The 14,077-nt window shown below is 60.7% G+C and carries 12 protein-coding genes; 7 read left to right on the forward strand and 5 right to left on the reverse strand.

Annotation, left to right across the window (positions count from 1 at the left end):
• Positions 1-66: 66 nt before the first annotated feature.
• The 3 genes from yhbY to GS_RS06300 all read right to left on the reverse strand — a co-directional run bounded on the left by yhbY (position 67) and on the right by GS_RS06300 (position 2,107).
• Positions 67-363 carry a ribosome assembly RNA-binding protein YhbY gene (gene yhbY, locus GS_RS06290; RefSeq protein WP_010941918.1) on the reverse strand — a complete coding sequence of 99 codons (297 nt, stop codon included), beginning with the start codon at positions 361-363 and terminating at the stop codon, positions 67-69.
• Positions 364-442: 79 nt separating this feature from the next.
• The gene (locus tag GS_RS06295) at positions 443-757 is read right to left on the reverse strand and encodes an Hpt domain-containing protein (RefSeq protein WP_010941919.1); all 315 of its coding nucleotides are present in this window, start codon (positions 755-757) and stop codon (positions 443-445) included.
• A gap of 12 nt (positions 758-769) precedes the next feature.
• Positions 770-2,107 (reverse strand): ATP-binding protein, encoded by a 1,338-nt coding sequence (locus GS_RS06300; protein ID WP_010941920.1) that lies wholly within the window; start codon positions 2,105-2,107, stop codon positions 770-772.
• Between the two features lie 83 nt (positions 2,108-2,190).
• Between GS_RS06300 and GS_RS17700 the strand changes: the two genes are divergently transcribed.
• The 3 genes from GS_RS17700 to lepB are packed head-to-tail and all read left to right on the forward strand — an operon-like array spanning position 2,191 to position 4,808.
• Positions 2,191-2,316, forward strand: a complete 126-nt coding sequence (locus tag GS_RS17700) for a hypothetical protein (RefSeq protein WP_268741944.1) — start codon at positions 2,191-2,193, stop codon at positions 2,314-2,316.
• A complete protein-coding gene (gene lepA, locus GS_RS06305; RefSeq protein ID WP_010941921.1) occupies positions 2,313-4,115 on the forward strand; it encodes a translation elongation factor 4 in 1,803 nt (600 codons plus the stop codon). The genes GS_RS17700 and lepA overlap by 4 nt, the downstream gene beginning before the upstream one ends.
• A gap of 24 nt (positions 4,116-4,139) precedes the next feature.
• Positions 4,140-4,808, forward strand: a complete 669-nt coding sequence (gene lepB / locus GS_RS06310) for a signal peptidase I (RefSeq protein ID WP_010941922.1) — start codon at positions 4,140-4,142, stop codon at positions 4,806-4,808.
• Here the strand turns inward: lepB and GS_RS06315 are convergent.
• Positions 4,801-5,808, reverse strand: a complete 1,008-nt coding sequence (locus GS_RS06315; RefSeq protein WP_010941923.1) for a LysR family transcriptional regulator — start codon at positions 5,806-5,808, stop codon at positions 4,801-4,803. The genes lepB and GS_RS06315 overlap by 8 nt on opposite strands.
• Positions 5,809-5,964: 156 nt before the next feature.
• Positions 5,965-9,390: a carboxypeptidase regulatory-like domain-containing protein gene (locus tag GS_RS06320; RefSeq protein WP_010941924.1), complete on the reverse strand. Its 3,426-nt coding sequence runs from the start codon at positions 9,388-9,390 to the stop codon at positions 5,965-5,967.
• 591 nt (positions 9,391-9,981) lie between these two features.
• Here GS_RS06320 and pyrR point away from each other — a divergent pair.
• From pyrR to carA, 4 genes are all read left to right on the forward strand, one after another.
• Positions 9,982-10,515, forward strand: a complete 534-nt coding sequence (pyrR, locus tag GS_RS06325; RefSeq protein ID WP_010941925.1) for a bifunctional pyr operon transcriptional regulator/uracil phosphoribosyltransferase PyrR — start codon at positions 9,982-9,984, stop codon at positions 10,513-10,515.
• Between the two features lie 65 nt (positions 10,516-10,580).
• Entirely contained in the window at positions 10,581-11,516 is a 936-nt protein-coding gene (locus GS_RS06330; protein ID WP_010941926.1) for an aspartate carbamoyltransferase catalytic subunit, read from the forward strand.
• A gap of 51 nt (positions 11,517-11,567) precedes the next feature.
• Positions 11,568-12,845, forward strand: coding sequence for a dihydroorotase (locus tag GS_RS06335; RefSeq protein WP_010941927.1), 1,278 nt, complete (start codon positions 11,568-11,570; stop codon positions 12,843-12,845).
• Positions 12,846-12,935: 90 nt separating this feature from the next.
• Positions 12,936-14,060 (forward strand): glutamine-hydrolyzing carbamoyl-phosphate synthase small subunit, encoded by a 1,125-nt coding sequence (gene carA / locus GS_RS06340; RefSeq protein ID WP_010941928.1) that lies wholly within the window; start codon positions 12,936-12,938, stop codon positions 14,058-14,060.
• The last annotated feature ends 17 nt before the right edge of the window (positions 14,061-14,077 follow it).

The following is a 14,077-nucleotide window of genomic DNA, read 5'->3' on the forward strand; positions in this document are numbered from 1 at the left end:
GACCTTCAGGCAATGAAAAAAGCCCGGATCGCTCCGGGCTTTTTCGTGCATGGCGGGACACAGGCGCTATTTCGCTTTGGGGAGTTCCAGTTTCGGTTCCTGCGCCCTGCGGAACAGCAGGAAGGTTCGGCCGAGGACCTGGGCCACCTCGGCGCCGCAGGCCGAGGCCAGTTCTTCGGCAGCTTCGTGACGGTCCAGGAGGCAGCTTTCCAGGATCTTGACCTTGATCAGTTCATGGTGCTCGAGAGCCTCATCGGTCTCTTTGACAAGGGCCTCGCTGATCTCGCCCTTGCCGATGGTGATGACCGGAGCAAGGGAATGTCCCAGGCCCCGGAGGTGTCGTTTCTGTTTGCCGGTTAGCATGCGTACGGATCCTTTTCGTTGGGTGAATGCAGATGGTATAGCACGAAAAGGGGCGCGGCACAACCGGCCCCATGCCCCGTCACTCGCAGACCGGCTCCACCGTCTCCAGATAGCGGGCGAGCAGGTTGATGAAGTACGCGACTGCCGGCCAACGGCCTTGGGCCGCCGCGAGTTCGATCAGTTCGCCGATGGCGCTCACGGCATCGAAGCCGAACGAGCTCCCCGCTCCCTTGATGTTGTGGGCTATCTTCCGGATGAGGGACGAATCCCCATGCGCGAGTGCGTCATGGAGCGATGCCACGTCTTGCCGGCGTCGCTCAATGAACACCGGCACGATGTCGATGAGTTCGGGGTCAACCTTGACCCGGTATGTCCTGGGGGGTCGTCCTGCCATGCGGTCTCCCTGTTACTGCCGCGCCAGTTCTGCCACCGTGCGCAGCAGGGTGTCCTTTCTGATCGGTTTCGAGAGATGGCTCGTGCATCCCGCTTCAATGGTTTTCAGGGAATCGCTCTTTTCAGCGCATGCGGTGAGTGCCACCACCGGCACCGGCGTGCGCCCCCGTTGCCGTTCCCACTCTCGCAGAGCCCGGGTAGCGGTGTAGCCGTCCATCACCGGCATCTGGATATCCATCAGCACCAGGTCGAAGTCTTCGGCCATGAACATGTCCAGCGCCTCTTGGCCGTTGCCGGCACTGCATACTTGGTGGGATGCGCCGCGAAGGAAGGCGGCGATCAGCAGCCGGATGTCCTCCGCATCCTCGGCCACCAGCACCCGTAGCGGAGCGACGGATTCCGATTCCTTCTCCTGGCCGTCGGCGGGTGCCTGCCGGTCGCCGGTAATGGTGAGACAGAACGGGATCGTCACAATGAAGCGGCTTCCCCTGCCTTCGTAACTCTCCACGGTGATGTCGCCGTCCATGGCTTCGATAAGCCCTTTGGCGATGGCAAGCCCGAGGCCGGTTCCGCCGAAGAGCTTGGAAGTTTCGGGCGATCCCCGGTCATAGCGTTCGAATATTCCGCCCAGTCTGTCGACCGGGATACCGATACCCGTGTCTTCAATGACGAAGCGTATCATTGCCAGCGATGAAGCCGTCAGCGGGTCGGGGACCCTCTCGACGCGGATCGTTACCGCCCCCTCCCGGGTGAATTTTATTGCATTCCCGGCAAGATTGACGATCACCTGCTGGACCCGCGCCTGATCGCCCAAAAGGCGCGATGGGACATCCGGCGACACCTGCCACGAGAGCTCCAGTCCCTTGCGCTGTGCCTGCCAGAGAAGCTGGGTTCCCGTGGCTGCAACAAGGCCGGCCAGGTCGAAGGGAAGGCTTTCCAGGCGCAAATGGCCGGCTTCCAGGCGTGACGTGTCCAGAATGTCGTTCACGAGACAGAGAAGGAGCTCATTGGCGTGCTGGAATCCCTCCAGGTAGTGGCGCTGGATTTCATCGAGGCGGGTCTGGCGGAAGAGATCGACGGCTCCGGAAATCAATTGGAGCTGCGATCGGATCTCGTGGCTGACGTGGGCCAGAAGTTCGCTCTTCGCTGTGGTGGCCGCCTCAGCCGCTGTTGCTGCGGTACGGAGTTCCTGCTCCACGGCCCGGAGCCGTTCATTCTCGCCCAGAAGGTCTGCCAGCCGGCATTCGAGATCTCTGATCCGGTTCAGGTCCGTTGACGATACGAAGCCGTGTCGACTGTCGGAGCCGTTGTCGTTGGTCTGGTGCTGGCCGGAAGAGCGTTGAAGCATCATGGGGATTGTATCTGGTTCCGTTAACAGACGTTACTTTGATAAAATTACATTAAATTTATATCAAAATTTTCGGGGTGCGGTAAATGGAAAAGTTCGATATTGCTGATGCAGATGTGCCGTATACCGGCCGTGGAGAAAATGCCTTTACAACAGAGCTGGTTATCCATTATCCTTCATCGGTTACACTCAGAAGAGACAGGTGTTTATGAAGATTGATACCATCAGGAATTTTTCGATTATCGCCCACATTGACCACGGCAAATCCACCCTTGCGGATCGGCTGCTGGAGTATACCGGCGCCCTCACGGAACGGGAGATGCAGGACCAGTTCCTGGACAAGATGGACCTGGAACGGGAGAGGGGTATCACCATCAAGGCCCAGACGGTACGGCTTACCTACCGGGCTGACGACGGTAACGACTACATCCTGAACCTCATCGACACGCCGGGCCACGTGGACTTCACCTACGAGGTTTCCCGGTCCCTGGCCGCCTGCGAAGGTGCCCTGCTGGTGGTGGACGCCTCCCAGGGGGTTGAAGCCCAGACCCTTGCCAACGTCTATCTCGCCATCGACAACAATCTGGAAGTCTTTCCGGTCCTCAACAAGATCGACCTGCCCGCGGCCGAGCCGGAGCGGGTGAAGCACGAGATCGAGGAAATCATCGGTCTCGATGCCCACGACGCGGTTATGGCCAGTGCCAAGGAGGGGATCGGCACTCGGGAGATCCTGGAGGAGATCGTCAAGAAGATTCCTCCTCCGGAAGGAGATCCGGCCGCTCCGCTCAAGGCCCTGCTTTTCGATTCGTGGTACGACCAGTACCAAGGCGTGATCATCCTCGTCCGGGTCATCGACGGCACCGTGAAGAAGGGGGACAAGATCCAGCTGGTCTCCACCGGCCGTAGTTACGAAGCCCTGAAGGTCGGTGTCTTCGCCCCGGTGATGCGCGAAGTGCCCCAGCTGGCGGCGGGGGAGGTCGGTTTCCTCATTGCCGGCATCAAGGATGTGGCTGACGCCAAGATCGGCGATACCGTCACCCACGCCCTCAAGCCCTGTGTAACGCCTCTCGGCGGTTTCAAGGAAGTGAAGCCCATGGTCTTCTCGGGGCTCTATCCCATCGACACCGCCCAGTACGAGCAACTGCGCGATGCCCTGGCCAAGCTCAAGCTGAACGACTCCTCCTTCTCGTTCGAGCCGGAGACATCGCTGGCCCTCGGTTTCGGTTTCCGCTGCGGCTTCCTGGGTCTGCTCCACATGGAGATCATCCAGGAGCGCCTGGAGCGGGAGTTCAATCTCGACCTGATCACCACCGCCCCCACGGTTGTGTACAAGGTCCACCGGATCAAAGGGGACGTGATCACCATCGAGAGCGCCAACCAGTTGCCGCCGCTCCAGGAAATCGACTACATCGAGGAGCCCTTCATCCTCGCCTCCATCCACACGCCCAACGAGTTCGTGGGGGGCATCCTCTCCCTGTGCGAGGAGAAGCGCGGCGTCCAGCGCGAGATCAAGTACCTCACCCCCACGCGGGTGATGATCATCTATGAACTCCCCCTCAACGAGGTGGTCCTCGACTTTTACGACCGGTTGAAATCAATCACCAAGGGGTACGCCTCCCTGGATTACGAGCATCTGAACTACCGCCGCAGCGACCTGGTGCGGATGAACATCCTCATCAACGGCGAGGCCGTTGACGCGCTCTCCCTCATCATCCACCGGGACAAGGCCTACTACCGGGGCCGTGACCTGGTCTCCAAGATGAAGGAGCTGATCCCGCGTCAGATGTTCGAGGTGGTCATTCAGGCGGCCATCGGCGCCAAGGTCATCGCCCGCGAGACGGTGAAGGCCCTGCGCAAGGATGTACTCGCCAAGTGCTACGGCGGCGACATCACCCGCAAGCGCAAGCTTTTGGAAAAGCAGAAGGAAGGAAAGAAGCGGATGAAAAACGTGGGGAACGTCGAACTCCCCCAGGAAGCATTTCTCGCCATCCTCAAGGTGGAAGAGAAGTAGTTACCCTTTCCGAAAGGAACATCAATGGACTACAAGGAAACCCAGTACGGCCAGTCAACCCCGTCGGAGCAGGCTGCCGAGCCGGTCAAGAAAAAGCACATTGTCCGGGAATACGCCGAGTCGATCATTATCGCCGTCATTTTGGCCCTCATTATCCGGACTTTCGTGGTACAGGCATTCAAGATTCCCTCCGGCTCCATGGAGGACACGCTTGCCATCGGCGATCATATCCTCGTCAGCAAATTCATCTACGGCACCAAGATCCCCTTTGTGGACGGCCGCTACCTGAAGATCCGCGACCCGAAGCGGGGTGACGTGATCGTCTTCGAATACCCCGAAGACCCCAGCAAGGATTTCATCAAGCGGGTAATCGGTCTGCCGGGCGATACGATTCAAGTGGTGCAGAAGCAAGTCTTCATCAACGGCAAGCCGTTCTCGGTTCCCCAGGAGGTCCACAAGGAAAAGGACGTAATCCCCGCGGCCCAGAATCCCCGCGACAATTTCGGACCAGTCACGGTGCCGGAGAACAGCTATTTCGTAATGGGCGACAACCGGGACCGTTCCTACGATAGCCGGTTCTGGGGCTTCGTCAAGAACAGCCAGATCAAGGGACTTGCCTTCATCAAGTACTGGTCCTGGGACCGGGAAAAGTTCCGCGTACGCTGGGGAAGCATCGGCGACATCATCAAATAGCCGCGTTGTTCGTGACGGCACTGTTCAGAGGGGCCCTCCTGCCGGAGGGCCTTTTTTTATGCCATCGGCTGCCGGGGCCGTCACCGGGCATGGACACCGCGGAGATATGGCAGACTGTCTCCATGACAGCCTTGATGAAGTTGCTCCGGCAGGGGTCGCTGTAGCGCTTAGGGGCAGTGACGAGCGAGCGGAAGCGGGCATGGCTGAATCCCTTGACCGTGTGCGCCCGCAGGCTTCCCTCTGCCAGTTCCTTGAGAACAAGACTCTTGGGTACGAATGCCAGATACGGCTCAGTCTTGACCGTCTGCACGATGAGACGTGGGTCGTCGAGACCGGTGACCGACCTGAAATCCTCAAGCACCTTGCCGAACCGGGCCAGGTTGGCGGCTAGCTGTTCGGTGCCGCTGCATCCCTCCTTTCTCATGATTACTGGCAGGTTAAGCAACTGTGACAGGTCAGGCTCCGGCACGTCGAGTCCTGTTGCCGGGTTGCTGACAAAAATGATCTCGTCATTTGGCAGGGAAATTACGTCGTATGGCGAAAGATCCAGCGGGGTGCAGTGCTCGATCACGATGATATTGAAATCCGTGTCGCGCAATCCCCTGACCGCTCCCTGGCTGGAGCCGAGAACACACCTAAAATCGATCTGTTCTGAATTTCTGAGAACAAAATCACGCACGAGCGCAGGGAGGAAGACGGTGCCGAAGCAGGGAGAGCAGCAGAAGGAAATGACCGTTTTGGCGGGCAACAGTTTGAGAGCTCCCAGGAGTGCCAGCTCATGCTCGATGATTACCCGGGCCTTCTGGATGACCAGTTCTCCTGCAGCGGTCGGCACCAGAAAGTTCCCCGCCCGGTCAATCAGCGTGTAGCCATACCTTCCTTCCAGAAGCTTGATTCGCTGGGATACCGCCGACTGGGTAATGCATAACCGTTCGGCCGCCCGCGAAAAACTCCCCGTCTCCACTACCGCAAGCAGGGTCTTGAAGTAGACAGTTTCCATAGGTATTAACCTTGAAATAAATTTATTAAATTTTTTTACAAAATGCGTGCCGAAAGTGGTTGTTGACGCTGAATGATCTCAGGTGAGGGGTGGGAGGGGAAGAGTGATGAAAAAGGGATGGGACCGGAAAGTCCCATCCCTGGCAGGTGAGGCAACTTACTTGAAGAACACCAGGCCGCCTGAACCGTCGGCCGCGAAAAGCCGGCCGTTAGCGATGGTCACGTCGGTACACTCGTTCACCGTGGGTGCTACGTCCTTGAGCACCGGCGCTGTCGGGTCGGTCCAATCGATCTTGAGAAGTCCGGCCTCGGCGAATGCCACGTAGAATATCAGCTTTCCGCTTACCTGGGTAAAGGTCATCTTAACGGCGCCGCCGGCCCAGTCCTCATAGCCAGGTACGAGCTGGAGCTTGAAGCGGCTCGCGGCTACGGGACGATAATCATAGACAAGCCTGCCGGTCTGGCTCTTTTTCCAGACATCCGTGGGTGATATGCCCGACGGCAACGGCGCAATCAGGTCGGCGATCCGGTAACAGACCACGCCGAAGCTGTCGTAGGAGAAGAAGGCGTGGCTTCCCGCCACCTTTACGTCCACCGCCTGGCCATCGGCGGCACCGACTTTTCCGTCCTCCAGCTTGATGGGCTCGAAGACTTTAACAAGGCTCATGTTCTTCACGTCAGTTATGTCCACGACACCTACGCCCCTCGGCCCAGCGGCCACGAAGGCGTAAGATTTCCCCGTTGCTGAGTCGGTCCAGAGGGCGATGCCCGAGGCAGTGCCCAGAGGCGGACGCTCCTTGCCGGCGCCGATGTTGGCCACCAGGAAGCCGCTGGCGGCAGTGGAAGGGTCCTTGGTGACGTCATACACAGTGATACCGTTGGAACCGTCGGCCGTGAAGGCATAGTTGCCGCGCAGTTCCACATCGTAGGCGTGATCCTGGTACTGAACCGGTTTGACCGTTCCCCACTCGGCATTGTGCTCGAAGCAGTCGGAGAGGGAGAGCGGCAACAGGAGCGGTGCACCCACCCGTCCGAGATCAGCCTCCACGCCGGCTACTTTCACCCGGCGGAGCCCGAGGCTGGAGCTGCCGGACCAGGCAACGTGGTTGACCGGATCAAAGACCACGTTGGAGGCGTGGGAGGCCGGGTAGATCTTCACACCGTTAACGACCTCGGGATACTCGTCAGCCAGGGTGTTGGCCACCAGGTGGATGTCGTCGGTGGGGTAGCCCGCATCGTCGGTGATCCGCCAGGCGGAGACTCCGTGGGGGCCGTCGGCCACGTAGACGTAGCGGTCAGATGCGCTGATGCCGGCCGAGTGGCCGATGGAGATGGTCTGCCCCGCCGTGCTGTCGGCTTTGGCTCCGATTTCGTCGGTGGTTGGGATATAAACCGGAATGGCATATCGGTCTGACATGGCGGGAGCCCGGAGGTTGATCAGGTCGATGAAGTTGAAACCACCGGCACCGGCGCACTCCAGCAGGTCGATGTTCCCCGCCGCATCAGTGGCCATGGTGTCCATGAGCAGAAGCCGGTTGCCGTGGCCGTTGATCTCGGCGGTTACCAGCAGGCAGGGGGCCTGGTACATCCACTTGGGCATCGACTCGTTGTCCAGCGGGTCATAGGGGGACATGTCGAAGGAGGTGACAAACTCCGTGTCGGGCCAGTGATCGCCGGGGATGCCGTTGGTGTCGTTGTTGAACGGACCGCCTGCCTGCTTCCAGTGCTGATCGGGAATGTCGGCGCCGTCGATGATCATGAGCCCCGCGAAGTGGTCCGTCAGGTAGGCACGGGTGCCGCGGATCTTCACGTCCACAATCCCCGACTCCTTCAGCATACCGGCCCCGTAGTAAGGGAGAATGCTCCGGGATCTGGTGCCTGTGGGCTCTTTGGGGCCGTTGGCCGGCACTGCCGGGATGTAGCCCAGGTAGCGGCCGTTCAGGAATGTGGCTGGGGTCGCGGTTTCGAAGCCGGTGATGTCAACGGCGACGAGTCCACCAAGGGAGTAAGCGATGTAGGCGATGGTCCGGCCGTTGAATGTTGCGAAATCGACGCCCTGGGCCTTGTAGTAGAACTTGCCGTAGCGGTCGAAGTCGGCCCATGGGGTAGAAGCGGCAACGTCTTTTTTCATGACCTGAAGAATCTCGAAGCTGGTCTGCCGGAAGTCGGGCATGCCGGTGAACGAGTCGACGAAGGGCTCGCCCGTGGCCGGATCTTTGGCAACCGTCTGCCGTACGTCCATATCCGCGAACCAGTCTTCCTTCATCATGGTATCGGTGTACAGGTTATAGCGGCCCACCTGCTCGAGGGTCACCGGGTCGAAGATGCCGAGCCCCAGTTCCTTGAGAAGGGCGAATAGTTTGCCTCCGTGGAGCTTTAGGTCCACGGGGCGGCCCCAGGGGTTCTCCCCCGCATACTGGAGGGTGAAGACCTCGTGATCAATGAGAAGAGTCCCGTCGGGCTCCAGTACCGGTCCGCCGGAAGCCAGCAGGTTCGTCAGGGCCGTGCGGTGGATGCCGAAATCGTTGTCGGCGATGTAGAGGGTGACGCCGTCGGTGACCAGCGCCGCTACCGCCCCCTTGACCCCCGAGACTTCCTGGCCGGTCAGGATGGAGCCCCCTCCTTCAGTAAAGCTGAGGCCGCCCCGGTAGTAGTTGATGCGTGCCGTGGCGGTTCTGGTCATGGCGGACGGGTCGGTTACGTCTACCACTATGATTCCTTCACTGCCGGCGGAGATGAGGGCGTAGGTGAGGCCGTTGTGGGCAACGATGTCGATATCGTTGACGAAGCCCGGCAGGTGGATGGAGTAAACAGGCCCCTTGGTCATGCCGATGGGGGTGGCGCAGAGCTTGTTGCCAATGTTGAACAGACTCCATTCGACCCCGTTGACCGCATACTTCTGTACGGCGGTAGTGGAGCCGCCGACTTGGACATCGGGGCCCAGGACCGGTTCCATGTCGGCCGGCTCGATGAAGGCCGACACGTCGCGGCTGGCTGGGACGCCGTTTTCGCCGCTCACGGTCAAACGGAAGACGAGCTCGGTGTCCACCGCCACGTTCAGACTGCTCACATCCGCCGTTGCCGAGCGGGCCGATGCCGGTGACAGGGGGACTCTGGGACCCTTGACCTGCGTCCAGGAATAGCTGGTCGGCGTACCACTGACCGAGGCCGTGAGAGTTATGCTCGAAGCGGTCCGTTCAACCAGGTTCCGGGGCATGGCCCCCAGATTTTCAACGGCGGCTCCTGCAAGGGGGGCAAGAGCGATGTTGAGGGTGGTCGACCTGCCCTCCGTAATGGTGATGCCGGTCTTGGAGAATGCCTTGAATCCTTGGGCGGTACAGGTGACGGCATAGGTCCCGCCGGGCAGAGCCAGGCGATAGCCCCCCGAGGAGTCGGTGACCGCCGAACGGGTGCCCACCGTCCCGGTTGCCGAAACCGTGGCTCCCGCGATGGCTGCCGTCGAGGCCGAGTTGGCGACCTTGCCCGTAAGCGTCCCGTCCGCTGCGTTGCAGACGGCTGCTGCCAGCAGGAGCAGCAGGGCAATAAAGCTGAATGTGATAATCGATCGATCTGTATTTTTCATTGTGCCTCCTTGTTGCATGGGCGGGTTGTGCCGTCTGCTCCGTGCCTTTTCTTTCCCCCTTCCCTTGGATAACGGCCCGATTTATCCTCTGGAGCAACCCGCGATGGTTGTCGCTGACACTCTTCCGTGTCCCCTGCAGTGTAATGGTTGAATATTTAAAAAATCAAATGAAAAATTTTAATTAAATTTAGTGAGAATGCTGTGGTGATGGTCCCGATTAGCCAGTGAGATCAGGGGGATGATGCCGTCGGCATCCTGCGAAGGGGCATAAGGAGCTCTAATGGAGAGCAAGCAGACTTGTCCGCAGAGGGTCTTTCGGGGGGCAGTATGCGGGGCGGGAGCAGATACGCTGCGCGCATGGGGAAATTCTGATTTCATGAGGCAAAACGATCTTGACTCCCGGTGGGGTCAGTGATAAATTCGTTGAAATTTTTCTCGTCCCTTTTAATTTAGCCCCGTGAGGTTAGCAAAGGTGATGAAGATAGTGTCGCATTATGGTCACTACTCCACGAGCCTTTCCGCCTATAGTCCGCGGGAGGGCTTTTTTTGTGGGATGCACGCGGCCGGTGAACCGGCGAAAGGGGGAGCACGGTGGCAGACGGAACGGTGATTCTTGACACGGCTGGGGTGAAACGGGCGCTGACCCGCATCGCCCACGAAATCCTGGAACGTAACAAGGGGGTCGACGGCCTGGTGCTGGTTGGCATCAGGACCGGCGGTGTCCATCTGGCGCGGGAGATCGTCGCGCGGCTCGAAGAGATCGAGGGTGCTACCGTGCCGGTGGGAGAGGTGGATATCACCCTCTATCGTGACGATTTCAAGGGGCATGCTCCCCATCTGCCGGTTGGCAAGACCGACATTCCCTTCTCCCTCGAAACCAAGAGGGTGGTTCTGGTCGACGACGTCCTCTTTACCGGCCGCACCATTCGTGCCGCCATGGACGCCATCATGGACCACGGTCGCCCCGCCTGCATCCAACTGGCCGTCCTCGTGGACCGCGGGCACCGTGAACTGCCGATCCGGGCCGACTTCGTGGGCCGCAACGTACCCACCAGTCTCAAGGAGAAGATCGCGGTCCTGTTCGATGCAGCCAACCGGCCCACTGATGTTGTGCTGGAGAAGTGAACAGGGACGAGACGCAGCGAACAACTACCATTACCTGCCCGCGACGCGGGCAAACGGGGGGAACGATGGGGTTCAAGCATAAGGATATCATCGGGTTGCAGGATCTGACCCGGGAGGAAATTCAGCTCCTCCTCGACACGGCCGACAACATGAAGGAGATCAACTCCCGCGACATCAAGAAGGTGCCGACCCTGCGCGGCAAGACCGTGGTGAACGTCTTCTACGAGGCATCCACCCGGACCCGGACCTCCTTCGAGATTGCGGCCAAGCGCCTTTCCGCCGATACGATCAACATCTCGGCCTCCACCAGTTCCGTGACCAAGGGGGAGACCCTTTCCGATACGGCCCGAAACATCCTGGCCATGAAGCCCGACATCATCGTCATGCGCCACGCCGCTTCGGGCGCTCACCACTATCTGGCCCAGCGGGTCTCCTGCTCGGTGATCAATGCCGGCGACGGCGCCCATGAGCACCCCTCCCAGGGGCTTCTGGACATGCTGACCATGCGCCAGAAGTTCGGAACGATCGAAGGGCTCACGGTGGCCATCGTGGGTGACATCACCCACAGCCGCGTGGCCCGCTCCGACATCTTCGGCCTCACTAAAATGGGGGCGCATGTCCGTCTCGCCGGCCCACCGACCATGATGCCCCCGGGCATCGAGCGCCTCGGCAACGTGACCGTCTGCCGCGACATGCGTGAGGCCATCGAGGGGGTCGATGTGGTGATGATGCTCCGCATCCAGCTTGAGCGCCAGGGCAAGACCCTGTTGCCGACCCTGCGTGAGTATGCCCGCTACTACGGCCTCAATCCCCAGAACCTGAAGTTGGCCAAGCCCGGCGCCATGGTCATGCACCCGGGCCCCATCAACCGGGGGGTGGAGCTTTCCTCCTACGTGGCGGACAGCGACCAGTCCGCGATTCTCACCCAGGTCGAGAACGGCGTGGCCGTGAGGATGGCGATGTTGTACCACGTGAGCGGCGGTGAGCTGGCCACCGAGTGAGCCGGCTGTTCGGGATACTTTAACCAACCGAGATTCGTGAGGGGTGATGATATGAACCTGCTGATAAAAGGTGGGAGGGTGATTGACCCGTCCCAGGGAATTGACGAAGTTCTGGATATCCTCGTGGAGAATGGCGCAATCAAGGAACTCGGCAAGGGACTCGCGGCTCCGGCCGGGGCCGGGGTCGTGGACGCCGCCGGCCTGATCGTCACGCCGGGCCTCATTGATATGCATGTGCACCTGCGGGACCCGGGGCTCGAGTACAAGGAAGATATCGTAACAGGCACCAGGGCGGCTGCGGCCGGCGGCTTCACGTCGGTGGCCTGCATGCCCAACACCAAGCCGGTGAACGACAACAAGGCCGTGACCAGCTACATCGTCGCCAAGGCCAAGGCCGAGGGGCTCGTCAACGTCTTCCCCGTGGGGTCCATTACTCAGGGGAGCAAGGGGGATGCCCTGGCCGAGATGGGGGACCTGAAGGAAGCAGGCTGCGTGGCGGTTTCCGACGACGGCCGGCCCGTGACCAGTTCCGAGCTCATGCGCCGGGCCCTGGAGTACGCCAAGGGAATGGGAATCATGGTCATCTCCCATGCCGAGGATCTCTCCCTGGTGGGCGAGGGGGTCATGAACGAGGGCTTCGTCTCCACGGAGCTGGGGCTCAAGGGAATACCCTGGGCCGCCGAGGACGCTGCCACCGCCCGTGACGTGTACCTGGCCGAGTTCACCAACTCGCCGCTCCACATCGCCCACGTCTCCACAATGGGGTCATTGCGGATCATCCGTAACGCCAAGGCCCGCGGCGTGAAGGTTACCTGCGAGACGGCGCCCCACTACTTCAGCCTCACCGACGATGCAGTGCGCGGCTACAACACCAATGCCAAGATGAATCCGCCGCTCCGTACGGCCGATGATCTGGCCGCGGTCAAAGAGGCCCTGAAGGACGGCACCATCGACGCCATCGCCACCGACCACGCCCCCCACCATCTGGATGAGAAGGACGTGGAGTTCAACGTGGCTTTGAACGGCATCATCGGCCTGGAAACCTCCCTGCCGCTGTCGCTGAAGCTGGTGGAGGAGGGAGTGTTGACCCTGCCGGCACTGGTTGAGAAGATGGCGTGCAACCCGGCCGCGATTCTCGGCATTGACCGGGGCACGCTCCGGCAAGGCGCGGTTGCCGACATCACGGTTATTGATCCGGCGGCCGTCTGGACGGTGGAGGCCGGTGCGCTCGCCAGCAAGTCCAAGAACTCACCCTTCCTCGGCTGGGAGATGAAAGGTGCCGCGGCATACACCATCGTCGGCGGCACGGTGGTCCACAGCAGAGGATGAAATCCGGGCGCGCCGCTTGCCGCGCCCGTTGAAGAGCGGAACCGGGCGCGGCAAGCAGCGCCCTTACGCACAATACACAGGAGCATGTTCATGAAAGCAGTCCTAGCGCTCGCCGATGGGCGCGTCTTTGAAGGGAAATCATTCGGTGCCACCGGCGAGGCCGTCGGCGAGGTGGTCTTCAACACCGCCATGACCGGCTACCAGGAGGTCCTGACCGATCCTTCCTACCGTGGGCAAATGGTCACCATGACCTATACCCAGATCGGCAACACCGGCATCAACCCGGAGGACATCGAGAGCAAGCAGCTCTACCTGTCGGGCTTCATCGTCAAGGAATACCACGATTGCTACTCCAACTGGCGTGCCACCATGAGCCTCGACGCCTATCTCAAGGAGAACGGCGTGGTCGGCATACAGGGGCTCGATACCCGGGCCCTTACCCGGCACCTGCGGGACAAGGGAGCCCAGAACGGTGTCATCTCCACCGTGGATTCGGACCACGAAAGCCTGGTGAAAAAGGCCCGTGCCGTGCCGAGCATGGCCGGCCTCGACCTGGCGACCGGCGTCTCCTGCGACAAGCCCTACCACTGGACCGAGAAGCTCTGGGACCTGGAGGCCGGGTACACCGCCGCAACACCTGACGAGCTGAAGTACAAGGTGGTGGCCTACGATTTCGGCATCAAGTACAACATCCTCCGCTGCCTCGTGTCGGCCGGCTGCGACGTGACCGTGGTGCCCGCAACCTTCCCGGCCGACGAGGCCCTGGCCATGAACCCGGACGGCATTTTCCTCAGCAACGGCCCCGGTGACCCGGAGCCCATGACCGCCGTCATCGAGAACATCAGGAAGTTCGTGGGCAAGAAGCCCATCTTCGGCATCTGCCTCGGTCACCAGCTCCTGGGCCTGGCCCTGGGGGGGCAGACCATGAAGCTCAAGTTCGGCAACCACGGCTCCAACCTCCCGGTCATGGACCTGGACACCCGCAGGGTGGAGATCACTGCCCAGAACCACGGCTTCTCGGTGGATATCGTCTCGCTCGGCCACGCCTGCGAGCTGGCCCACGAGAACCTGAACGACCAGACCGTTGAAGGGATGAAGCACAAAGACCTCCCGATCTTTTCGGTCCAGCACCACCCCGAGGCATCGCCCGGCCCCCACGATTCCCACTACCTGTTCGGGCGCTTCGTGGAGTTGATGGAGAAGGAAAAGGCATAGGGGTGGAGCTGGTTTCG

The organism is Geobacter sulfurreducens PCA (assembly GCF_000007985.2).
GTDB classification, from domain to species: domain Bacteria; phylum Desulfobacterota; class Desulfuromonadia; order Geobacterales; family Geobacteraceae; genus Geobacter; species Geobacter sulfurreducens.

Coding starts and splice junctions, on each gene's coding strand:
- GS_RS06330 (WP_010941926.1), top strand. CDS start 10,581: ATGGGGTTCAAGCATAAGGATATCATCGGGTTGCAGGATCTGACCCGG.
- yhbY (WP_010941918.1), bottom strand. CDS start 363: ATGCTAACCGGCAAACAGAAACGACACCTCCGGGGCCTGGGACATTCC.
- GS_RS06315 (WP_010941923.1), bottom strand. CDS start 5,808: ATGGAAACTGTCTACTTCAAGACCCTGCTTGCGGTAGTGGAGACGGGG.
- lepB (WP_010941922.1), top strand. CDS start 4,140: ATGGACTACAAGGAAACCCAGTACGGCCAGTCAACCCCGTCGGAGCAG.
- lepA (WP_010941921.1), top strand. CDS start 2,313: ATGAAGATTGATACCATCAGGAATTTTTCGATTATCGCCCACATTGAC.
- GS_RS06295 (WP_010941919.1), bottom strand. CDS start 757: ATGGCAGGACGACCCCCCAGGACATACCGGGTCAAGGTTGACCCCGAA.
- GS_RS06320 (WP_010941924.1), bottom strand. CDS start 9,390: ATGAAAAATACAGATCGATCGATTATCACATTCAGCTTTATTGCCCTG.
- GS_RS17700 (WP_268741944.1), top strand. CDS start 2,191: ATGGAAAAGTTCGATATTGCTGATGCAGATGTGCCGTATACCGGCCGT.
- carA (WP_010941928.1), top strand. CDS start 12,936: ATGAAAGCAGTCCTAGCGCTCGCCGATGGGCGCGTCTTTGAAGGGAAA.
- GS_RS06300 (WP_010941920.1), bottom strand. CDS start 2,107: ATGATGCTTCAACGCTCTTCCGGCCAGCACCAGACCAACGACAACGGC.
- GS_RS06335 (WP_010941927.1), top strand. CDS start 11,568: ATGAACCTGCTGATAAAAGGTGGGAGGGTGATTGACCCGTCCCAGGGA.